The following is a 21,646-nucleotide window of genomic DNA, read 5'->3' as shown; positions in this document are numbered from 1 at the left end:
CGCTCGGGACTTCGGGGTATAGGGGCGGCTGTCGGCGAACATACCTTATCCGGATTGCGATCGCGCTATCTTGCGATGGCGCAGGTGCACCAATAAAGTTTGCGGCTCAACCGCTGACGCACATGAGAAACCCCCATCGATTCGTGCCCGTGCATATCCTGCGACTCACAATAATGTTTGGAAAGCGTGGCCCGGATCCGAGAAACATGAAAGGGTTATCCATGTATGAACAAGCCATCAAGATTAACGGGAAGGCGTATGTGCTCGAAGTGCTGGTACGCGAGAAAGACTATACTATTCTTCATTTTCTCTATAAGCAGATCAAATGAACCTGATGATCAAGGAAGAGCCGGCACCGCATGAACCTCCTTTGGTCAAAAGCTACTGGGATGTTAACGCCTGTTCATTGATGTGCGAGATTACTTATGGTGATGGCGAACCTACGACAGACACCGGGACGCTAAGTCAGGCGCTCGACTGCCAATTCAGTATCCATTCCCGTGGCTACGTTCTCACAGGCAGTTCGTTCTCAATGGCGCTCGATTCAAGAAAGCGAGTGATTGACTGGGATATTCTGGCGAATCCGGCGCAATGGATTGATTGCACCTTCCCGTATGTCGAGGCGCCACTGTCCGTACTCACCTTCTCGACGGATGTCGATTCAAACAATCGCGCGGGAGGAATTGAAGAGCCGAGGATCTACTACGAACGCACAAACGGCACGCTCTATCTGTCTTGGTTCACTGCGGCCTCCTGGTACGCAATCAATGAAAAGCTTGCGTTTGGAGCAACGGAAGACGGTTATCTGGCGCAGATCCGGCTAGACGGGTTTTACATCGACAGTCGTTGAATTCGACTTCGCATATCCGAAGGGAATCGAATTCCTGGATGAGTGAAGCATCTATCGGATGCTCCCTACTCCTGCTGACCGCTGGTTGAATCGGCCCTTTCCTCCGAGCCGATTCAACCAGGCAGACGATTTCATCGAGCCCGCCTCTCCGATACGCAATCGAAACACCTCACCGCGCAAAATACCCCTTGACCGCCTGAATCACCGTATCGACATCTTCCCGCGACACATCCCGATGCGTCACGAACCGCGACGCATACAGCATCTGCATCAGAATGCCCCGCTCCTTCAGATACGCCTCCAGCGAAGCGCAATGCGTTTCAGGAATCTGCGCAAACACCATGTTCGTGGCTTGCGACAGCACCTTGATCGGTTCGATCTGCGCAAGCCCCGCGGCGAGACGCTCGGCGTTCTCGTGATCCCGCGCGAGCCCTTCGACATGATGGTCCAGCGCATGCAGACAAGCAGCCGCGAGCAGTCCCGCTTGCCGCATCCCGCCGCCCAGCACCTTGCGCCAGCGGCCCGCCACGTCCAGCAACGCACGCGGCCCCACCAGCACCGAGCCGACCGGCGCACCCAGCCCCTTCGAAAAACAGATCGACACGCTGTCGAACGGCGCGCAGATGTCCGCAATCGGCCTGCCCGACGCCACCGCCGCATTGAATGCGCGCGCGCCGTCCAGATGCGCCGACAGCCCGCGAGCGCGTGCAAGACGCGTCGCCTCGTCGACATACGACGCCGGCAGCACTTTCCCGCCGATGGTGTTCTCGAGCGCGAGCAGCTTCGTGCGCGCGAAGTGATTGTCGATAGGCTTGATGGCCGCCGCGATCTTCTCGAGCGGCAGCGAGCCGTCCGCTGCGTTCTCGATGGGCTGCGGCTGGATGCTGCCCAGCACCGCGGCGCCGCCGCCTTCGTACTTGTAGGTATGCGCCGCCTGCCCGACGATGTACTCGTCGCCGCGCGCGCAATGCGCCATCAGTGCCGCGAGATTGCTTTGCGTGCCGCTCGGAAAGAACAGTCCGGCTTCCTTGCCGGTGCGTTCGGCGAGCGTCGCCTGGAGCTTGAGGACGGTGGGATCGTCGCCCCAGACGTCGTCGCCGACTTCGGCCGCCGACATCGCGGCGAGCATGGCCTGACTGGGACGGGTAACGGTATCGCTGCGCAGATCGATCATCGTGTGTGGGTCGTCGGGGAAATGAGCCGCCTATCTTAACGCCCCAAAACAAAAAGGACCGGCTCGACTGCAACCGGTCCTTCCCTGTCCGCCCGACGATGCGTCTCAGCGCATGGCTTCTTCAGTCAGCCACAACGACTCTCTCAGGTCCTGCTCGTTGAGGTTATGCCCTTCGCCGCCGCCACGATCGACGACGATGTAATCGCTCACCTTGTCCAGCGCGAGCAACGGATGATGCCATACGCCCTTCGCGTAGTTGACGCCCTGCCAGCCGCGCGTGACGAAAGCGCGAATCTTCGTTTCGTCGAGATCGCCCGCGGGCGCGACGACCACCAGAGTCGGTCGGTCATCCAGCGGAATGAACGCCTGGCTGCCGAACGGATGCCGTTCCAGCATCGTGCATTCGAACGGCAGCGCGCGCGGCTGCCCGCGAAAGAGATTGACGATCGCGTGACCGCCGCCGTCCGTCACATCGACACGGCACAGATCGTGGAAACGGATCGTCGTACCCAGGTTGATCGGGATCTGCTTCGCGCCATCGAGCTCGATGACATCGCCGAACGGCTCGAATGCAGCGCGCGTCAACGGTTCGATGACGAGTTTCTTCATGATGCCAGGGTTCCGAAAAGACGCAGGCGCGACACGCCGCCGTCAGGGAAGATGTTGAAGCGCACGTGCGTCACCGGACCGAGCGCTTCGAGCTCGGATTCGAAGAAATGCTGCTTGTCCATCTGCAGCTTCTGTTCGCCGAGCAGGACCGGCCAGAACATCGCCTGCGTGACGAGCGAGCTGTCCGTGCCGCCCTTCACATACGCCGCCTGGAGCGAGCAGCGGTCGGGATAGTTGCCCTTGAAGTGCGCGGTATCCACTTCCACCTTCTTGATGACGCCCGGTTGCGCCAGCGCGACGATGCACCAGTCGTTGCCCGGTTCGCGTCGGCGGCGCGTTTCCCAGCCGTCGCCCATGTTGACGCCGCGGCCCGGCATCAGCAGCGTCGACGCCAAGCCAAAGTGCTGGTTGTTGGTGCCGACCAGATAGGCGCCGTTTTCCATCGCGCCGAGATCGACCAGCGTATTGCGGTCCGCACGGCTCCAGTCGAGCTGCGGCTGGCCATAGACGCGCAGCCGCGCAATGCCGCCGTCCGGATAGATGTTCACGCGCAAATGCGTGAACGGCTGCTCCGTCTTCACGTCCAGATAGTGATGGTTGTTGCCCTGCAAGGTCGTGGACGGCACGATCTCGGTCCACTGCGTCGACTGGTTCGGCGCGCCTTCGATCACATGCGCACCCTCGATCGACGCCGCCGGCGGGAAGTTGCCGGTGAAGTGGCTCGTATCGAGATCGATGCCCTTGATGACGCCCGGCCGCGCCAGCTTGACGATGCACCAGTCATAGCCGGTCGAACGCTTGCGGCGGGTTTCCCAGCCGTCCATCCACTTGCCGTGATCGTCGAACTTGCCGGGAATGAACACGGCCGGCTCGGGATTCAGCATGCGCTCCTTCGGCGCGAAGAAATCGTCGCTCGCCTCGAGTGCCTGCGCGCCCAGACGCGGATCCGCCAGGTTCACATGGCGGCGCGTGAATTCGGGTGCGTTGGGATCGAGTGTCGGAATAGCCATTTATCAAGTCCTTATCGTGGAGCGTGGCGGTGAAGACGGATCAAGCCTGGATCAGGTCGTTCAGCCTGAAACGGGCGATCCGGTAGATCTGGTCGAGGCTCGTGCGCAGCTCTTCGGCGCGATCGTGATGCACGCGCTGCTCGAAGTTCGCGATGATGCCGTGCCGGTCATAGCCGCGCACCGCGAGGATGAACGGAAAGCCGAACTTCTCGCGATAGCGCGTATTGAGTGACTGCAGCCGGTCGAATTCTTCCTGCGTGCACAGGTCGAGGCCCGCGCCGCTTTGCTCGCGCGTCGACTCGGCGGTCAGTTCGCCGCGCACCGCCGCCTTGCCCGCGAGTTCCGGGTGGGCGTTGATCAGCGCGAGCTGCTTCTCTTCGCCCGCCGTCTCGACGATGCGCGACATCGCCGCATGCAGCGTGTCGATGTCCTTGAAGGGACGCTGCCGCGCCGCCGCTTCCGGCACCCACGGCGAATGTTCGAAGATGCCGGCGAGCACCGTCACGAAGGTGTCGGCGGGCATGGAATTGAGTTGGTCGAGTGAGTAGGTCATCGCCTTCATGCCGCCGTCCCGTTGCTGGATTGATCGAAAGGATGGTGCTCGCGCCAGTGCCGCGCGATGTCCACGCGCCGCGTGACCCACACGCGGTCGTGCTGCTCGATGTGATCGAGGAATTTCTGCAGGCCGCGGAAGCGGCCCGGACGGCCCAGCAAACGGCAATGCATGCCGATCGAGAGCATCTTCGGCGCTTCGTCGCCCTCGGCGTACAGCACGTCGAACGCGTCCTTCAGATAGGTGAAGAAGTGATCGCCGGTATTGAAGCCTTGCGGCGTCGCGAAGCGCATGTCATTGGTGTCGAGCGTGTACGGCAGGATCAGATGCGGTTTCTTCTCGCCGCCTGTCACCTCCACTTCGGTCCAGAACGGCAGGTCGTCGCCGTAGTTGTCCGAGTCATAGAGGAAGCCGCCGTACTCCGCCACCAGCCGGTGCGTGTTGGGACTGTCGCGGCCGGTGTACCAGCCGAGCGGCCGCACGCCGGTCACGCGTTCGATCGCTTCCATGCCGAGGCGCATGTGTTCCGCTTCGCGCTCCGCCGACATGTCCTGATAGTGAATCCAGCGATAGCCATGGCACGCGATCTCATGTCCCAGTTCGACGAACGCCTTCGCCAGTTCCGGATGACGTTCGATGGCCATGCCCACGCCGAAAATGGTGAGCGGCAAACCGCGCTTCTCGAACTCGCGCAGGATGCGCCACACACCTGCGCGCGAGCCATATTCGTAGATCGACTCCATGCTCATGTGACGCGACGGATACGACGCCGCGCCGACGATCTCCGACAGGAACTGTTCCGAGCCCGGATCGCCGTGCAGCACGCAGTTCTCGCCGCCTTCCTCGTAATTGAGCACGAATTGCACGGCAATGCGTGCATTCCCCGGCCAGTTGGCCTGGACCGGGTGGCGGCCGTAGCCGATCAGGTCGCGTGGATAGTTCGGATCGTGTGACATGGCTGGGCGTTCGCAGTCTGGCGTTGAAAAAGCGGGATTGTTGACGATTCAGTTTAGCCAAAAGACCCGGACGCGCCCATACATCAGGGCAGATAATCCGGGTCACGCCAGCGGTATGTGGAACCCGCCGGCGCGCCGTTGCAGGCTCAGCGCGGACTGAAATCGGCCAGCACGCCGTCGTAGTGCTTCGCCAGCGGCCGCGCGTAGTCGCCGCGCTTGGCGGTATGGAGTTTCAGCGCGACGAGCGCCTCGGTCCATTTCACGGCCGCCGTGACGCCTTCCACGACCGGCGCGCCCACCGCGTCCTCCACTTCGCGGCAGAACTCCGCCATGCCCGCGCAGCCGAGCACGATGGCGTCCGAGCCGTCCTCGTCGAGCGCGCGCCGGCATTCGTCGATGATCGTTTGCCGCGCCGACGAACCCGGCTCGTCCAGTTCGAGCACGGCGACGTCGGTGGCGCGAACGTTCTTGCAGAAGCGCGACATGCCGTAGCGCTCGGCCAGATGCCACGCCATGCCGACCGTACGCTGCAAGGTCGTCACCACCGAGAAGCCCGGCGCGATCACGCTCGCCGCATGCATCGCGGCCTCCGCGATGCCGATCACCGGTCCGCGCGCCAGTTCGCGCGCCGCGTACAGGGCGGGATCGCCGAAACAGGCGATCACATAGCCGTCGAAACCCTGCTTCTCTCCCGCCTCGATCTCGGCCAGCAGGCCGAGCGAGGCCACCGCTTCGTCGTAATAGCCTTCGATCGACGGCGGGCCCATCGTCGGGCTTACCGCCACGATCTCCGTGCCGGGCGCGGCCACTTGCCGGGCGCAGTGGCCCATCGCGTCGGTCATGCGCTGCGTCGTGTTGGGGTTGATCAGTTTGATGCGCATTGCGGTTCTCCACGTACTGCTTCGAAAAGGCTCTCAGGTTCCTGTTGGTTCTTGTCGGTTCACGGCATCAGACCGGATACTTGCGGTCCGCGAGGAAGTAATAGAACAGCGCGCCCAGGCCCGCGCCGATGAACCACGAGAAGTTCGCAGCGCCTTCGAGCGACGGCAGCATCACGCACAGGATCGCGATCACGGCGGCCGGCAGCAGCGCCATCACCGCACGGCGGTTCACGCCCTTCGTGTACCAGTAGCGGCCTTGCTCGGAGACGGTGTAGAGATCGTCGACGGAGAGCTTGCCGCGCTTGACCATGTAGAAGTCGAGAATCAGCACGCCGTACAGCGGTCCGATGAAGCTGCCCAGGATATCCAGCGTGTAATGGATCACGGCCGGGTTGTTGAACAGGTTCCACGGCGTGATGAAGATCGACGCGGTCGCGGCGAGCATGCCGCCCATGCGCCAGCTGATGAGCTTCGGCGCGACATTCGAGAAGTCGAAGGCCGGCGACACGAAGTTCGCGACGATGTTGATGCCGATGGTCGCGATCGTGAAGGTCAGCGCGCCGAGGATCACGGCGGTCGGATGATCGATGCGGCCGACGGTTTCGACCGGATCGGTAATCAGCTGGCCGAACACCGGCAAGGTGGCCGCGGTGGTGATGACCGTGACCAGCGAGAACGCCAGGAAGTTGACGGGCAATCCCCAGAAGTTGCCGCGCTTGACGCTGCGGAAGCTCTTGCCGTAGCGCGAGAAGTCGCCGAAGTTGAGCATCGGACCGGAGAAGTACGACACGACCAGCGAGATCGCGGTGATCATCACCGGGATCACCTCCATGCCGTGATACTTCACGCCGCCGAGGTTCAGGCCGATGTTCCTGATGCCCGCGCGCCACACCATGTAGCCGGCGAGCATGAACATGACCACGTAAACGGCGGGACCGGCGAAGTCGATGAACTTCTTGATCATCTCCATGCCGCGCCAGAACACGACGGCCTGCAGCACCCACAGCAGCATGAAGCCCGCCCAGCCGAGCGCGGAGAGCCCGACGAAGCCGTACTTGTGGACATCGGCATAAGGCATCAGCGAAGGCACGAACTTCAGCACCACGATCACCAGTGCGCTCGAGGCGAGATAGGTCTGGATGCCGTACCACGCCACAGCGATGAGGCCGCGGATTACGGCCGGAATGTTCGCGCCGAGCACGCCGAAAGTGGCGCGGCATGCGACCGGATACGGCACGCCCGCAACCTGGCTCGGTTTCGCGATCAGGTTGCAGAGCACATTGACGAAGCCGATGCCGATCAACAGCGACACCAGCACTTGCCAGCTCGTCAAGCCGAGCGCGAACAGACTGCCGGCAAACACGTAGCCGCCGACGCTGTGCACGTCGGACATCCAGAAGGCAAAGATGTTGTAGGCGCCCCAGGTCTGGTTCTTGAGCGGGGCGAGATCTTCGTTGTAGAGGCGGTCGCTGTAACCGGCGGGCATGCCCGGATCGTGTCCGGGGGCCTGCTCTTCGTATTGCGGCAGGGCTGAGCTGCCTGATGCACTGAACTGGGCCATGACGTCTCCTTCATTGGCTGCTTGCGTGATGAATGACTGCAGATTCCCGAAAGACCCTTGCGGGCCGGATACCTTCGCTGGCGTCCTTTCCTGTCCGGCGCAGCGCGATACTCTTTGGATTTGCGTTTGCGCCACCGGGCGTGAAGCCGAGAGCGCTTCAGGCATGTGCCTTGGCGCCCGCCCGGCGGCGGTTGTTCATCTGCTGCTCATGTGCTGCTCATGTGAGCGTTCGGTTCAATGCAACGCGCGTTGCGTTTTCGACGCATGCGACTGGCCGCGCGCCCGGTATATGACGGGGCGCGGTGTGACTGGATCGTGTGGTTACTACGTGTCGGACGGCGTGTCGCGTCCGGCGGGCCTTGCGAATACTTCCCTCAGATCGACCGCGCCGCGCGCCGGCCGCTCCAGCATCTTCAGTTCGACATCGCGCAGATGGCGGGCCATCAATTCGGCGGCCTCGGGTGCGCGACCTGCGTCGAGCGCGGCGAGGATGGCTTCGTGATCCTCGAACGAACACGAACTCTTGCCGAGTGACTCGTACAGCGCCGAGATCAGCGTCGAGCGCGCGACCAGACCGGCGAGACAGTCGCACAGCACCGTGTTGCCGGTGAGCGCCGCGAGCTCCGTATGGAACTCGCCGGAGAGCCGGATCCATGACGAAAAATCGTGGCTTTCGAAGGCGCGGCGCTCCCGTCCGATCGTCGCGCTGATCGACTTGAGGCGGCGCGTGCCATGCCCCTGCGCGATCCGTTCGACGACCGCCAGCTCGATGATGCGGCGCATCTCGAATACTTCATGCACTTCCTGCAGCGACGGACTCGCGACGAAGGCGCCGCGGTTCGGCTCCAGATCGACGAGCCGTTCGTTCGCCAGTTGCGCCAGCGCCTGACGTACCGTGCCGCGCTTCACCGCGAAGACTTCGCATAGTTGCGCCTCGGTCAGCTTGGCGCCTGGCGCCAGACGATGTTCGAGGATCGCGTCGCGGATGTTCTCGGCGATCGACTCGGCATTCGCCGCGCCCGGGTTGCCGGGGGCGCTCGATAAGGCATTCAGTGCGGCAGTGGACTGGGCGTCGGACATGATGTGCTCGCTTGCATGTTGACCATCTTAGAAGCGACATAATGATTGTCAACAATCAATTTCAATTAATTGCTGCGAATCGACTGTTTTCAGCAGCTCATGCACGCTGAGACGCCGTAAATAAGGGCCTCTCAGCCCATTACTTCCGTTTTTGTCAGCATTGCACGCACGTTTTTGTCGACAATCGTTCGCGGCCGATGGCGGTACCTGATACGGCGTGCAAAGCAAAATTCGGCGGTTAGTTGCCCGTGGAGACGAAAAAAAAAGCGCCTTGCGGCGCCTTTTGCGGTTCCGCATTGAGCCTCAACTCAGGTGCGGATAGTCGGACAGCTTCAGCATGAATCCGCGCGGCTCGGCGACGAGATGCGCCGTCGCACCGAAAGGCAGCGTCAGCAAGTTCTCGACGTGCCCGAATTGCAGGCCCGTGATCACCGGAACGCCCGTCACGGTGCGCACCTGCTCGATCATGGCGTCGAGGGAATAGCCGTTATCGTAGTCCGAGAGCCGTCCACCGGAGAACTCGCCCATCACGATCGCCTGCTGCCGCCCGAGAACGCCCGCCTGATGCAGCTGATAGATCATCCGCTCGATACGGAACGGATGCTCGTTGACGTCTTCGATGAACAGAATCCCGCCTTCGACCGGCGGCAGATACGGCGTACCCACCAGCGACGCCAGAATCGCCAGATTGCCGCCCCACAGCATGCCGGTGGCATCGACCGACTCACGCTGCGGCACGTTGCTCCGCACCGTGAACTCCGCGTGCGAGATCGCGTTCCAGAAGTGCTGCATCGTGAAGGCGCTCAGGTTCTCGGCGCCGAAATCGCCTGCGAACATCGGCCCGCCGAAACTCTTCACGCCCGCATGCGCGTAGAGCGCGCACTGGATCGCCGTGAAATCGCTGTGACCGACGATCGCCACCGGCTGATCTGCCAGACGGCGCAGGCCCAGATAATCGAGCCCGTGCAGAAGACGCGTCGCGCCGTAGCCGCCGCGCACCGCCAGCACGATATCGGGCAGCGGACGCCCAGGATCGGCGAGACGGTTCAGATCCGCCGCGCGCTCCGCATCCGTGCCGCCGAAACGCTGGAAGCGCCGGCGCGTCGCCTCGGCGTTCTCCAGCCGATGCCCTTCCCTGCGCAGACGCGTGAGTCCGCGCTCCACTGCGGCGGGATCGCCCGGATAACCGGAGGGCGCAACGAGGTCGATGGTGCGTGTTTTCACGGTGTTGTCGTTGGATTCGTGATCGTTGCGGAAGAAGAAACGCCCGCGCCCGACGCAGCCGCGGCTTCCCGCGCGCGACGTGCATCGCGTTCTTCCCGGGCCAGACGCCTGCGTTCGGCAAAGAAATTCTTCAGCGCGTGGCCGCACTCGTCGGCAAGCACGCCGCCCGTCACCGACGTGTGGTGATTGAGCTGCCCGTTCGCGAACACGTCGATTACGCTGCCGCAGGCACCCGTTTTCGGATCGGTGGCGCCGTAGACGACGCGTGCTATGCGTGCATGCATGATCGCGCCCGAGCACATCAAACAGGGCTCGAGCGTCACATAGAGTTCGCAGCCCGGCAACCGGTAATTTTCGAGCTTCTGCGCAGCGGCGCGCAGCGCGACCATTTCGGCGTGCGCGGACGGATCGTGCGCGTGGATCGGATGGTTGAAACCGGTGGCGATGACTTCATCGCCCAGCACGATGACGGCGCCCACCGGCACCTCGCCCGCGCGGCGGGCTTCGTCGGCGGCGCGCTGCGCGAGCGCCATGAAACGGCGGTCGCGTTCGCTGGGGAAATCCGCAGCAGAAAGCGCTGCGGGCAAGTCGCCCGGAGGCGGCGCGTCGGAAGTGACGGTCACTTCGGCGGTTGCGCCGCGCGGGACAGCGCGCGCTCCGAGAGCCGTTCGGCAATACGCCGGCGATATTCGTGCGGCACGCAACCGCCACCACGCAACGATTCGAGGGCCATGTCGAGGGCGAGCATCCTGGCTTGCAGCTGGCAGCGGGCGGCGGGATCCGTCACCCGGTCGAACTCCTCCTGGAGGCCGCGAAGGGCCCGGAGTTGCTCGACGGCAGGCGGGACAAAGCCCGCATTCTTGAGAATTCGATTGGCGACGCGCACTTCCTCGGGCACGAGGACGTCGTCTGCGAACTGGAGCGGAGCGCCCGCGCCCGGCAAGTCGTTGAACTCGCCACGTGCGGCGGCTTCATTGATCCGCTGTTCGACCAAAGCATCTAGCAATTTCATCGGGGATTTCGACCGGTTGGCGCCCGTCTGGGGCGGGCACGGTCTGTCACGATTTGCGTTGGTTAGCCTGAAGTCGGAGGGCAGCCGGAAGACCCAATTCATATGGTGTTCGGCACGTCTCGACAATCCAGTGCCTATTCTATCAGCGGGCGCGGAGCGGTTTTCGTCTGATGAAGCGCGCTCTGTGGGTTAGCACCGTATACAGGGCTTACTGACATCGATATGCGTCCTTTGCGCAACATGCGTTTGACCGCGCGCTGCCGGATATGCTTGTACGACGACTACGTCCGTGGCGCCCCATGCGGACGACGCGTATAGCCTTCGGTGGCGGCGAGCAGGCGCCGCGTGTACTCGTGTTCGACGCGGCGCGCGCGCACCGCGTCCACGCTCACCTGCTCGACGATCTCGCCATTGCGCATCACGGCAATCCGGCTGCACAGGAAGCCGATGACCGACAGGTTGTGGCTGACGAGGACCATCGTAAGCTTGCGTTCCCGATGCAGCCGCCGCAGCAGATTCAGGATTTCGGCCTGGACGGACACGTCGAGCGCGGACGTGGGTTCATCGAGCAGCAGCACGCGCGGCCCGACGATCAGCGCACGCGCGATCGACACCCGCTGCCGCTGGCCGCCCGACAACTGATGCGGATAGCGAAACCTGAAGGCCGGCCCGAGCCCGACTTCGCCCAGCGCGGCGAGGATGCGCGCGTCCGGGTCGCCAATGCCGTGAATGGCGAGCGGCTCGCGCAAGGTCTTGTCGACGGTGAAGCGCGGATGCAGTGCGCCGTACGGGTCCTGGAACACCATCTGCACATCGCGGCGCGCGCGGCGCGGCGTCGTCTCGCCGCCGATGCGCATCGTCCCGCTCGCGAGCGGCACGAGACCGGCGAGGCCGCGCAGGAGCGTCGACTTGCCGCTGCCCGATTCCCCGACGAGCCCGAACACCTCGCCCTCCTCCACTTGCAAGGACACGTCGCGCACGGCATCGACGTGACCGGTGCGGGTGCTGAAGCGGATCAGCGCGCGCTCGATTTCGATCATCGCGCGACTCCCGCGTCGAACGTCTCCGCGAGCCAGGCGGGATCGCGACGCAAGGTCGGCAGTTCGTCGGGGGGATGATCGAGCGGCGGATGCGCGGCGAGCAGACCTTGCGTATAGGGATGCGTGGCGTGCCGCAGATCGCGCGCCGCACAGGTCTCGACGATGCGCCCGCCGTACATCACCGCGACGCGGTCGCAGAACGACATCACCAGCGGCAGATCGTGACTGATGAACACGAGCCCGGTGTCGTGGCGTTCGATCATCTCGTCGAGCACGGCCAGCACCTGCATCGACACGAGGACGTCGAGCGCGCTCGTGGGCTCGTCGGCGATCAGGAGTCGCGGCCCCGCGCTCACCATCATCGCGATCATCACGCGCTGCCCCATGCCGCCCGACAGCTCGTGTGGATAGGCATCGGCCACGCGCTGCGGATCGCGGATATGCACCGCTTCCAGCGCCGCGACGATGCGCTCGCGCAGCTGTCGCCGGCTCTCGCCGGGCGTCTGCCGGACGAAGGTCTCGCGCATCTGCTGCGCGACCGTCATCACCGGATTCAGCGAGTACTTCGGGTCCTGCAGGATCATGCTCATGCGCGTGCCGCACAACCGGCGCCGTTCCTTCGGCCGCATCGCCAGCAGATCCTGCCCTTCGAAGCGCAGCGCGTCGGCGGACCAGCGCGCCTCGGGCGGCAGCAAGCCGAGCAGCGCGCGCCCGGTCAGCGACTTGCCCGAGCCCGATTCCCCGACGATGCCGAGCCGTTCGCCGCGTTGCACCGTCAGCGAGACGCCGCGCACGGCAGGCGTGAGCGTGCCGTCGGTGGCGGTGAAGGCCACCTTCAGGCCGTCGATCCGTGCCAGCGGCTCATCCATGTCAGCCTCCATGACGGGGATCGAAGACGTCGCGCAGACCGTCGCCGAGCAGGTTGAAGGCGAGGCTCACCGCGAGGATCGCGAGGCCGGGAATGGTCGCGACCCACCAGGCGTCCAGCAGCACGTTGCGGCCGGCGGCGACCATGTAGCCCCATTCCGGGCTCGGCGGCTGCGCGCCCAGCCCGAGAAAGCCCAGCCCCGCGACGGCGAGAATGATGCCGGCCATGTCGAGCGTGGCGCGCACGATGACCGACGACGAACACATCGGCACGATATAACGCAGCACGATGCGCAGATGCGAGGCCCCTTGCAGGCGCGCCGCGTGGATATAGTCCGACTGCGCGAGCCGCAGCGACTCGGCGCGCGCGAGCCGCGCATACGGCGGCCACGCGGTGATCGAGAGCGCGATGACCGCATTCAGCACGCCCGGCCCCAGCGCCGCGGCGAAGGCCAGCGCCAGCACGATCTTCGGAAACGCGAGCGCGACGTCGGTGACGCGCATCAGCACCGTATCGACGATGCCGCCGCAATAGCCCGCCACCGTGCCGATCAGCAAGCCCACCGGCACGACGAGCACGACCACCAGCAGCGCGATCGCCAGCGTCAGGCGCGAGCCGTACACGAGCCGCGAGAGGATATCGCGGCCGAGCTGATCGGTGCCGAACCAGTGCGCCGCGCCCGGCGGCGTCAGGCGTTCGGCGAGCACTTGCGCCAACGGATCGCGCGTGACGGCGAGCGGCCCGAACGCGGCCATCAGCACGAGCACCAGCAGGATCGCGAGGCCGAGCATGCTGAGTGGATTCGACGCGAGACTCCGCCAGCGCCGGTACGCGCGCCCGAGCGACGCCTGACGCGCGGACGCGGGCGTGTCGGTGAGCAGCCAGGCGCGTAAGCTTCCACGTTCGCGTGTCATCGGCGTGCGTTCCGCGGGCGATTGCATCGGCGTGTGGGCTCCATGTCAGCGCGCGCGGGGATCGAAGACGCGGTACAGCGCATCGGTTAGCAGATTGAGCGCAATGAAGGTCGCGCCGATCACGAGCGTGCTGCCGAGCACGGCGTTCATGTCGGCGTTGAGCAGCGCGCCCGTCAGATAAGAGCCGATGCCGGGCCACGCGAACACGATCTCGGTCAGCACCGAACCTTCGAGCAGATAGCTATAGGCAAGCGCGATCACCGTCAGCAACGGCACCGCGATATTGCCGAACGCGTGACGCCAGATCACGCGGCGCTCGGGCAGGCCCTTGGCGCGCGCCGTCGTCACGTATTCCTGGCTCAGTTGTTCGAGCATGAACGAGCGCGTCATGCGCGACAGATACGCGATGGAATAGAACGCCAGCACGCCCGCCGGCAGCGCGATGTGCGAGAACGCGTTTTTGAAGACATCCCACTCGCCGGCGAGCAGCGCATCGATAAGCAGGCTGCCGGTGCGGGTATCGACCATGCCGTCGTAGAGCGGATCGATGCGGCCCGGACCCGACACCCAATGCAGCCGTGCGTAGAACAGCAGCAGGCCCATCAGCGCAAGCCAGAACACCGGCACCGAACTGCCCGCAAGCCCGATCACGCGCGCGACATGATCCACGATCCGGTTGTGCCGCACTGCTGCCACAACGCCGAGCGGCACGCCGATCGCCACGCCGATGAAGGTCGACAGCGTCGCCAGTTCGAGGGTGGCGGGAAACACGCGCTTGATGTCATCGATGACGGGATTCGCTGTCAGCAGCGAGATGCCGAGATGACCATGCAGCACATCGCGCGCGTAGATCAGGAATTGCTCGACGAGCGGCTTGTCGAGGCCGAGTTGCAGCCGCGCGGCGGCATAGGCGGTGGCGGACGCGCGGTCGCCGAGAATGGCCAGCACGGGGTCGATCGGAATCTTGCGGCCAATGAAGAACGTGATCGCCAGCAGCCCGGTGAAGGTGATGGCGAGCATTGCAAACCAGCGCAGCAGCGCCCACGCGAAGCGCACGCCGCCGCGCCGCGCGCCGGCGGCGCGCACGCGCTCGAAGAAGCTCACCGTGCGCACGGCGTCGCTCACTGCTTCCTGAGATTGCGATAGGACACGAGATCGTTGATCGGCCCGACTTCGAGGCCGGTCACGCCCGGGCGCGCCGCCACCTGCGACACCTTCTGGAACATGATCACAAACGGCGACTTCGCCAGCACCTCGCGCTGCATCTTCTCGTACAGCTGCGCGCGCTTCTTCGTGTCGCTCTCGGCGAGCGCGGCATCGGTTTCCTTCGTCAGTTGCGGGATGTCCCACGCGTTGCGCCACGCGAGCATCTTGTAGCTCGATGCGTCCGAGTTGTCCGGATTCCACACGAAGCCCTGGGCGTTGCTGTGCGGATCGATATAGTCCGCCGACCACTCGCCGATGTAGATGTCATGCGCCCGCGCGCGATAGCGCCCGAGCGTCTGCTTGTTGTCGCTCGGCACGAGTTGCACCTTGATGTTCGCGAGCGCGAGATTGGCCTGCACCGCCTGCGCGATCTCGCTGTACGGGTAGTCGTTGCGCACGTCCATCTTCACGGTGAAACCGTTCGCGAGCCCGGCCTTCGCGAGCAACGCCTTGGCCTTCGCGACATCCTGGTGATACGGGTTTTCGTTCAAGGCGCCGAGAAAGCCTTCAGGCAGGAAGGTTTCATGCACCTTGTAGGTGGTGCGGATCACGTTCTTCTGGATGCCCTGATAATCGATCAGCCACTTCATGGCTTCCCAGACTTCGGGCTTCGCGAGATTCGGGTTCTTGTTGTTGAGCCCGAGGTACATCAGCGTGGCCTGCGGCACGGCCGTCGCCTTGATGACGCCGGACTTCGACAGCGTGTCGAGGTCGTCGGGCGAGAGATCGCGCGCCACGTCGATGTCGGCGTTCTGGATCATCAGCCGCTGGCTCGCGGCCTCGGTCACGTGGCGCAGCACGATGCGCTTCATCGCGAGCGGCACGCGATAGCCTTCGAAACGCTGCAACACGATGCTGTCGTTCGCCGTCCACTTGACGAGCTTGTAGGCGCCCGAGCCGGCTTCGTTGGTCTTGAGCCACTCATTGCCGTAGTCATTGCCCTTCGCGTGCGTTTCGAGCAGCTTGCGATCCACTACCGACGCCGGCCACGAACCGAGCACGTTCAGCACGAAGGTCGGGGCGTAGCGGCGGTCGGTCGTCACGGAGACCGTGGCGTCGTCCAGCTTCTTCACGTTCTGCAGCGCGTTCGCCTTCGTGAGCCCGATGCCCGCGAGCACGGCCGCCGCGCCCTTGTCGAGCAGCGCGGTGCGCTGGATCGACCAGGCGACGTCGTCGGCGGTGAGCGGATTGCCGGAATGGAACTTGAGGCCCGGACGCAGCTTGAAGGTGAAGGTCAGGCCGTCGGGGCTCACGGTCCAGGACTCGGCGACATCGCCATTGAATTTCGACGGATCCTTCAGGTCCACGCGCACCAGCCGGTCATACGTGTTCGCGACGTATTCCTCCGGCACCAGTTCGTAGATCTCGCCGGGATCGAGCGACGTGAATTCGTCGAGCAAGGTCGCCATGACGAACATGTCCTTCGGCGTGGCCGCGCCCGCCGGCTGCGTGCCGAAACCTGCCGTCAGCGCAGCCGCGAACGCGAGCGCCGTCAATGCCTTCTTCATCGGGTGTCGTCCTGTGGATCTTTTGAATGCCGCCATCACATAAGCCGCAGCGGGCCGCTGTCTTCGTTGTCGATCACCTCGAGTTCGCGCGAGCCCGGCAGTTCGTAATGCCACCACTCGCTCTTGATGTGCGTGAAGCCCGCGCCATGCATCACGCCCAGCAGCAAGGTGCGGTTGCGCTGCACGTGCTCCGGCAGGCCCGCGTGGAAGTGTTCGGACGCGGGCACCATCGCGTCGAATCCGGTGCCCATGTCGAGTTCCTGGCCGTCGCGATCGACGAGCGTCAGGTCCAGCGCCGTGCCGCGACTGTGGTTCGAGCCGCGTCCGAGTTCGGCGATGAAGGTCGGATCGGGCAGGAAGTCCCACAGCACCTTCTGGGCTTGCGGCGGACGGTAGGCGTCGAAGATCCTGAGCGTCATGCCGATGCTGCGCGCAATCCCGACGGCCTTGCACAACGCGGCTTCGGCGGGTTCCAGCAGCAGGCAGTGCTGGGCCTTGTAGATGGGCTTGCCGGTGAGGTTGCGATCGGTCGCGTAGACCAGATCGATCTGGACATGATGCGTATCGGGCGTGACGTGCAGCAGACGGGAACGAGTCATGTATTCGAGATCCGGGCGGAGCGCTGTTGCGTGCAGCTTGGGTATCGATACCCGAACCTTAACCCGTCAGAAAAATCTTCGAAAGCCTTTCCGTGCGATGGTTTTGCCGGATCAGCCTTCGAGCGGCCAGCGCGCGAGGACTTCGTGGCGCGACTGGCCGAGCAGGCTGCGCACCAGCGCGAATTCGCCAGCGCGCCAGCCGACCGGCGCGACCGGATGGGGCGGCACGCGCTGTTCGTCGTAGAGCAGCGTCACATGCGGCACGAATCGCGGATAAGGCTTGACGGCGATGCCCGCGTCAGCGAGCGCGGCGTGGAGAGTGCGTTCGAGAGCGTGAAACGATGGGCTTACATCGCCTGCAAGCACCAGCGGACGCTTCGCGCGACGGCCCGGGAAGCTTTCGATCCAGGCGAGTTCGATTTCGGCGGGCGGCAGCGCGATGCTTGAAGCAGCGGCATGCGCCTGCGCGACGAGTTCGTCGGGAAGGCCCGCGAACGCTCCGAGATAATGCAGCGTGACGTGGAGCCGCTCGGGCGGTATCGCCTTCGCTTTCAGGCCGTACTGCGTGCGGAGTTGCGTGGACAAGCCGATGAGACGCGCGGCCGCGGCTTCGTCCGGGAACAAGGCGAAGAACAGCGAGTCCGTGGCAGGCGCGCTCACGTCGGGCCGCGCGATGCGATCAGGAGCCGAAACAGGAGCGTTCGAAGCATGTCGGCGGGTTCCTCAGGGGCGGTTGCGGCTCGCGCGGTCGTCCGCCCCAAGAGATTAACGCCGTTCCGGGCGCGCGCCGAAGAATCCAGACGGGCTGATGCCCGCGCCGCCGGAGTCCGTTCCCTCGTCCGTTTGCCTGAACACGCTCACGGTGGAGGAATCGAAATCGTAGACAAATTCGGTTCGCCCGCGGTCGATCGTGGCAATCTCGCGTGGAAACAGCCCGGTCGGGAGCGTCTGAACCAGCCAGGCGTGCGGCGCCGAGATATCAAAGACCGAAAGGTCCACCGGGTTGAGGGGCGGAGCCACCCCGCTCGTCGCGCTCGTCGGGCTCGTGTCCAGCGATTCGTGTTCGTCACCATCAGATAGGGACGCACCGGATCCAGGTACAGCCCGACCGGCAACAGGCCATTGCTGCCCACGCTCTGCAACAACGCATGGTCAGGATCGACGGCGAGTCTGGTGCGGTCGAATTGCAGCAGCTCGTTGCTTCCCCGCGCCGTGATCCACACGGAGGATCCGTCCTGAGTTGCCTCGGCCCGAACCGGCGAACAGGCCGCAGCGACAGAGGTCACGACAGCATTGCCGATGACGTTCGGCGCACTGCCTGGCGTCGCGGCACCTTGGATGGCCTTTGCCACATCGATGACATTGAGCGCGCCATTCGAACCTGTCGCTTGAGGACTGTCCTTGAAGCATTGCGTGCTGATGAGCGATGCATTGTTGGTACCCGATAGCGTTTCGTTTTCGGTGGCGTTCACGTACTCGGCGGGCACGAAGGCTCGCTTGCCGCTCGGGGAAAAGGACACGCCCGCCAGCCCACTGCCGACAATCGGTATGAAGCCCACCTGCGTGCCTGTGGTTCGCCCGTCGCGCTGCTTGTCGAGCGCGATGATCCCGATGTTGCCTTTATCGGACGTGGGCGTCAGCTTGCCCCATTCATTGGCGATAAACGCATATTTGCCGTCCGGCGTGGGATGTCCCGAAGGTGCCGGGGTTGGCGATCGTGCCGCCATTGCTTTGGTTGACGAACGAAGGCTTCGCCGTGCCGGCCAGCGCGTCGCGGATGTCCACCGGCGCCACGCTGCCCTGGTTAATTGCAACGACCAAGTTCGTCTTGTCCGGCTTGATGCTCATGCCTTCCGCCCAGCCGCCGACCTTCAGCATGACCATGCCCATTTGTTGGTACGTGTTGTTGACCTTCCCGAAGATCAGCACTTCGGCGACCGGCGTGCCGCTTTGATTCGTAACGGTCGTGGCCACGAACACGGCGCCTTCGTTGAACGCCACGATGCCGTTGGGGTTGACGCCGGCGCCCAGGGTGGTTTGCGCAAGAAAGTTCGGAACCGAGCCAGAACGAGACGCCGCCGCCTCGCAGGAAACCGAGAAGCCGAGAAGAACGGCAAGATTCGCGACGCGGGCGCTGGTTGCTGCCGATCGAAATCTGTAAGGCATGAAAGACCTGTAAGACATGTTGCGCTCCACCCAAACATCCGAGTTCAGGTCCTGATGCTATTCGCGGTCCTTTGTGAAAAAAGTGTCGCGCTGCGACAGTAGTGTTCGGTTTTTTAGAACGAGAGTGGACAGTGGCGTTCGAGCGCGACGCCCCCTCGCTTCAGGATTCTGGTCAGGTGGAGTTTTTCTTGCGTCAAAGCAGCGACAGCGCCCTCACCCCGCACGACATAAGGTTGGAATCGTCACAATTGAATGCACGGCTTTTGCGGATGTCGAGTCGATTTAATATGGGACTGGACATTCCCTGTCGATCGAAGAATGCGCCTTCATCACCCGGGCCATTCTGCTGCTTGCATTGCTCTCAAGGATGACAATGAACACCTTCGTTGCAGACGAATCAGAAAATATTCTCCGTTTCTTCGATCTTTATCCAGACTCGCATATGGAACAGCCGCTGCTTTTCATTCACGGTTTAGGCTGTGCGTCGAGCAGCGATTACCCGCCAGTGATTGCTTCGAAGGGTTATTCCAGACAGCGATCGCTTTTGATGGATCTGATGGGATCGGGCTTCAGCGACAAGCCCGACTCGGGCAAGTATTCCTCGGAAGCGCAGGCGGCATTGCTGTCGAAATTCATCGACGCTCAGACGTTCTCCGGCGTCGATCTCTTCGGCCACAGCGCCGGGGCATTCATTGCGCTGAAACTGGCGCAGGCGTTGTCGGATCGAAGCGGCACGCTCATTCTGTGCGAGCCCGGACTCAACGAATATGGCGTGTCCATGCTGTCTAAAATCACCGCGATGAGTGAAGACGAATTCGTCGAGCAAGGCTTTGCGGCGTTTCTCGCGGAATTGGAAGCGCAAGGAACGAACGATGCGTGGCTCGGGCCGTTTTCAGTCGCGTCACCGCATGCGATCTATCAGTGGGCAAAGTCGGCGCTGGATGACAATGCGGGAGACTGGATCGGCGATCTCGCGCGGCTGGATCGGGAGAAAGGCGTCATTTTGTCTGCATCGGCGACCAGCGAAGATATCGGGAAATTCGAACAGGCCGGGTGTGTCGTTCAATGCGTGCCGGGTACCGCGCACATGATCGCCTACGATAATCCGGAAGGGCTGGCGGAGGCGATCAGCGACATGCTTCGGATGCGGTGATGGCAGGCCCGTGATGCGCCTGCGCTCGCTTTCAGAGCTTCGGCTGCGATGATGCCTTTCGCATCAACGCCATCTCCAGCAATTCCTGTTGATACACGTAGCGGGCTTGTACTTTCTTGATCAGGATCACGCCGATCGACACGCCGAATATCAATGCAATGCCCCAGAGGATGGCGGTGTTCGTGACATTGTCGGCTGCAAAGCCGCGCAGGAACGTGTGTTGGAGCCACGTCAGTCCGCCCGCATCCTTGATGTTCGAGAAGGTGAGCGCGAGCAGCGAGTACACGGCCGTGCTTCCTCCGAAGAAGAACACGATGCGTGTATCGAGCCGTTTGATTTTGAGTTGAACCCAGTACTGCGCGCGTTTCAACCCATCGTCGCCGTAGCGGATCAGACGCTTGACGTTGCTTTCATCGTTTTCGATTTCTGCGATGAATGTTTTTGTTGTTTCCGCTTTCCAGCGCAGCATGACCACGAGCGAGCTAGCCGGTTCAACAAGTATGGCGAACATGCTGAACAGGCAAGTCAGAACGTAGAACGCGAGCGCCGTATAAGCCAATGCCGGCGTATGCTGGGCCTTGTACCAGAAGCCCGCTATGGCGAGCAGGACTATGCATATCGCTCCGAGACCAAGCAGCAAATTCGCCAGCTTTCTTGAGCGCTCCATGACCAGCTTCTTCGAAGGCTTGTAGGGTTCAGCATCCGCCAAGTCTTTCAGAATTGCCTGCAGGTCTTGCATCGAGTCTTCCATCGATCAATCAGCCATCAACAAACCGCCGTCACAAAAAAACCCGCACTTGGCGGGCTCTGGAGTCTTCACGCGGGCCGACTCGGTCATACCACAGGTGCGGACAAGCTCGGCGCAAGCAACTGCATGCACCGAGCGAGCTCGGTCCTCACTCCCACTTGATCATCAACAACCCGCCCAACCCTGCATGGTTAAAGGGTTTGGCTAAGATCGAAAAAAGCCTTTACCGTCGCTCTTACCGTTAGAAAAGCATACCCGTTGCTGGCGCGGTTTGCGTGGTATCGGCATATCATCAATCAGCGCCCGTCATACCTAGCTTCAGACAGCACTTCAGCCGTATTCCTTGGGAGCCGCCTGACGTGCTCGATCCTCAAATATATTCCAGCAACCGAGCAATGGCTTTGGGCGATGATACGTGATCCTTCAGCTTCTTCGCGATCGTCTTGGCAATTTCGTAGGTCGCCAGGCCGATGCGCTTGCGCGCATCGCACAGCGCGATTCGACGATGGTGCGCTTCTTCTCTTTGCACAGGAT

At 63.1% G+C, this 21,646-nt stretch carries 24 protein-coding genes; 2 read left to right on the top strand and 22 right to left on the bottom strand.

The window, feature by feature from the left end:
* Positions 1-325: 325 nt before the first annotated feature.
* Positions 326-850, top strand: coding sequence for a hypothetical protein (locus tag QCE62_RS06255; protein WP_309915588.1), 525 nt, complete (start codon positions 326-328; stop codon positions 848-850).
* Between the two features lie 169 nt (positions 851-1,019).
* Here QCE62_RS06255 and ltaE read toward each other — a convergent pair whose 3' ends face one another.
* From ltaE to QCE62_RS06155, 20 genes are all read right to left on the bottom strand, one after another.
* Positions 1,020-2,024, bottom strand: coding sequence for a low-specificity L-threonine aldolase (ltaE, locus tag QCE62_RS06250; RefSeq protein WP_309915585.1), 1,005 nt, complete (start codon positions 2,022-2,024; stop codon positions 1,020-1,022).
* A 105-nt stretch (positions 2,025-2,129) separates the two neighbouring features.
* The gene (locus QCE62_RS06245) at positions 2,130-2,633 is read right to left on the bottom strand and encodes an ureidoglycolate lyase (protein WP_309915582.1); all 504 of its coding nucleotides are present in this window, start codon (positions 2,631-2,633) and stop codon (positions 2,130-2,132) included.
* On the bottom strand, positions 2,630-3,643 hold the full coding sequence (alc, locus tag QCE62_RS06240; protein WP_309915578.1) for an allantoicase: 1,014 nt from the start codon (positions 3,641-3,643) through the stop codon (positions 2,630-2,632). Before alc ends, QCE62_RS06245 begins: the two co-directional genes overlap by 4 nt.
* A 40-nt stretch (positions 3,644-3,683) precedes the next feature.
* Positions 3,684-4,205, bottom strand: a complete 522-nt coding sequence (uraD, locus tag QCE62_RS06235) for a 2-oxo-4-hydroxy-4-carboxy-5-ureidoimidazoline decarboxylase (protein ID WP_309915575.1) — start codon at positions 4,203-4,205, stop codon at positions 3,684-3,686.
* Positions 4,202-5,152, bottom strand: coding sequence for an allantoinase PuuE (gene puuE / locus QCE62_RS06230; RefSeq protein WP_309808114.1), 951 nt, complete (start codon positions 5,150-5,152; stop codon positions 4,202-4,204). The genes uraD and puuE overlap by 4 nt, the downstream gene beginning before the upstream one ends.
* Positions 5,153-5,298: 146 nt before the next feature.
* Positions 5,299-6,033 (bottom strand): aspartate/glutamate racemase family protein, encoded by a 735-nt coding sequence (locus tag QCE62_RS06225; protein ID WP_309915572.1) that lies wholly within the window; start codon positions 6,031-6,033, stop codon positions 5,299-5,301.
* A gap of 67 nt (positions 6,034-6,100) precedes the next feature.
* Positions 6,101-7,594 carry an NCS1 family nucleobase:cation symporter-1 gene (locus tag QCE62_RS06220; RefSeq protein WP_309915568.1) on the bottom strand — a complete coding sequence of 498 codons (1,494 nt, stop codon included), beginning with the start codon at positions 7,592-7,594 and terminating at the stop codon, positions 6,101-6,103.
* 324 nt (positions 7,595-7,918) lie between these two features.
* A complete protein-coding gene (locus QCE62_RS06215; protein ID WP_309915565.1) occupies positions 7,919-8,674 on the bottom strand; it encodes a GntR family transcriptional regulator in 756 nt (251 codons plus the stop codon).
* A gap of 303 nt (positions 8,675-8,977) precedes the next feature.
* Positions 8,978-9,898 carry a muramoyltetrapeptide carboxypeptidase gene (gene ldcA / locus QCE62_RS06210; protein WP_309915562.1) on the bottom strand — a complete coding sequence of 307 codons (921 nt, stop codon included), beginning with the start codon at positions 9,896-9,898 and terminating at the stop codon, positions 8,978-8,980.
* The gene (gene tadA, locus QCE62_RS06205) at positions 9,895-10,521 is read right to left on the bottom strand and encodes a tRNA adenosine(34) deaminase TadA (protein WP_409017802.1); all 627 of its coding nucleotides are present in this window, start codon (positions 10,519-10,521) and stop codon (positions 9,895-9,897) included. Before tadA ends, ldcA begins: the two co-directional genes overlap by 4 nt.
* Entirely contained in the window at positions 10,518-10,910 is a 393-nt protein-coding gene (locus QCE62_RS06200; protein WP_309919663.1) for a DUF1992 domain-containing protein, read from the bottom strand. Before QCE62_RS06200 ends, tadA begins: the two co-directional genes overlap by 4 nt.
* Positions 10,911-11,191: 281 nt before the next feature.
* On the bottom strand, positions 11,192-11,950 hold the full coding sequence (locus tag QCE62_RS06195) for an ABC transporter ATP-binding protein (RefSeq protein WP_309915559.1): 759 nt from the start codon (positions 11,948-11,950) through the stop codon (positions 11,192-11,194).
* Entirely contained in the window at positions 11,947-12,819 is an 873-nt protein-coding gene (locus QCE62_RS06190; protein ID WP_309915557.1) for an ABC transporter ATP-binding protein, read from the bottom strand. Before QCE62_RS06190 ends, QCE62_RS06195 begins: the two co-directional genes overlap by 4 nt.
* A gap of 1 nt (position 12,820) precedes the next feature.
* Positions 12,821-13,732, bottom strand: coding sequence for a nickel transporter permease (gene nikC / locus QCE62_RS06185; RefSeq protein ID WP_409017801.1), 912 nt, complete (start codon positions 13,730-13,732; stop codon positions 12,821-12,823).
* Between the two features lie 45 nt (positions 13,733-13,777).
* Positions 13,778-14,845, bottom strand: a complete 1,068-nt coding sequence (locus QCE62_RS06180) for an ABC transporter permease (protein WP_309919660.1) — start codon at positions 14,843-14,845, stop codon at positions 13,778-13,780.
* Positions 14,846-14,853: 8 nt separating this feature from the next.
* Positions 14,854-16,446 (bottom strand): ABC transporter substrate-binding protein, encoded by a 1,593-nt coding sequence (locus QCE62_RS06175; protein ID WP_309915552.1) that lies wholly within the window; start codon positions 16,444-16,446, stop codon positions 14,854-14,856.
* A gap of 35 nt (positions 16,447-16,481) precedes the next feature.
* Positions 16,482-17,045 (bottom strand): D-alanyl-D-alanine dipeptidase, encoded by a 564-nt coding sequence (gene ddpX / locus QCE62_RS06170; protein ID WP_309915549.1) that lies wholly within the window; start codon positions 17,043-17,045, stop codon positions 16,482-16,484.
* A gap of 111 nt (positions 17,046-17,156) precedes the next feature.
* A complete protein-coding gene (locus QCE62_RS06165) occupies positions 17,157-17,705 on the bottom strand; it encodes a 2'-5' RNA ligase family protein (protein WP_309915546.1) in 549 nt (182 codons plus the stop codon).
* Positions 17,706-17,902: 197 nt separating this feature from the next.
* Positions 17,903-18,772 (bottom strand): hypothetical protein, encoded by an 870-nt coding sequence (locus tag QCE62_RS06160; protein ID WP_309915543.1) that lies wholly within the window; start codon positions 18,770-18,772, stop codon positions 17,903-17,905.
* Positions 18,696-19,229: a hypothetical protein gene (locus QCE62_RS06155; RefSeq protein WP_309915540.1), complete on the bottom strand. Its 534-nt coding sequence runs from the start codon at positions 19,227-19,229 to the stop codon at positions 18,696-18,698. Before QCE62_RS06155 ends, QCE62_RS06160 begins: the two co-directional genes overlap by 77 nt.
* A 355-nt stretch (positions 19,230-19,584) precedes the next feature.
* Here QCE62_RS06155 and QCE62_RS06150 point away from each other — a divergent pair, with 355 nt between their 5' ends.
* Positions 19,585-20,364 carry an alpha/beta hydrolase gene (locus QCE62_RS06150; RefSeq protein ID WP_309915537.1) on the top strand — a complete coding sequence of 260 codons (780 nt, stop codon included), beginning with the start codon at positions 19,585-19,587 and terminating at the stop codon, positions 20,362-20,364.
* Between the two features lie 31 nt (positions 20,365-20,395).
* On the opposite strand, the gene QCE62_RS06145 is transcribed toward QCE62_RS06150, so the two are convergent.
* Together QCE62_RS06145 and QCE62_RS06140 are read right to left on the bottom strand one after the other, a co-directional pair.
* Complete coding sequence (locus QCE62_RS06145; protein ID WP_309915535.1) at positions 20,396-21,103, bottom strand: hypothetical protein; 708 nt, start codon at positions 21,101-21,103, stop codon at positions 20,396-20,398.
* 379 nt (positions 21,104-21,482) lie between these two features.
* On the bottom strand, positions 21,483-21,641 hold the full coding sequence (locus QCE62_RS06140) for a hypothetical protein (RefSeq protein ID WP_309915531.1): 159 nt from the start codon (positions 21,639-21,641) through the stop codon (positions 21,483-21,485).
* Positions 21,642-21,646: the final 5 nt, after the last annotated feature.

It is taken from the genome of Caballeronia sp. LZ033 (assembly GCF_031451265.1).
Taxonomy (GTDB): Bacteria; Pseudomonadota; Gammaproteobacteria; order Burkholderiales; family Burkholderiaceae; genus Caballeronia.
Note: the sequence above shows the minus strand (reverse complement) of the source record. Positions and strands in the feature narration are given on the sequence as shown.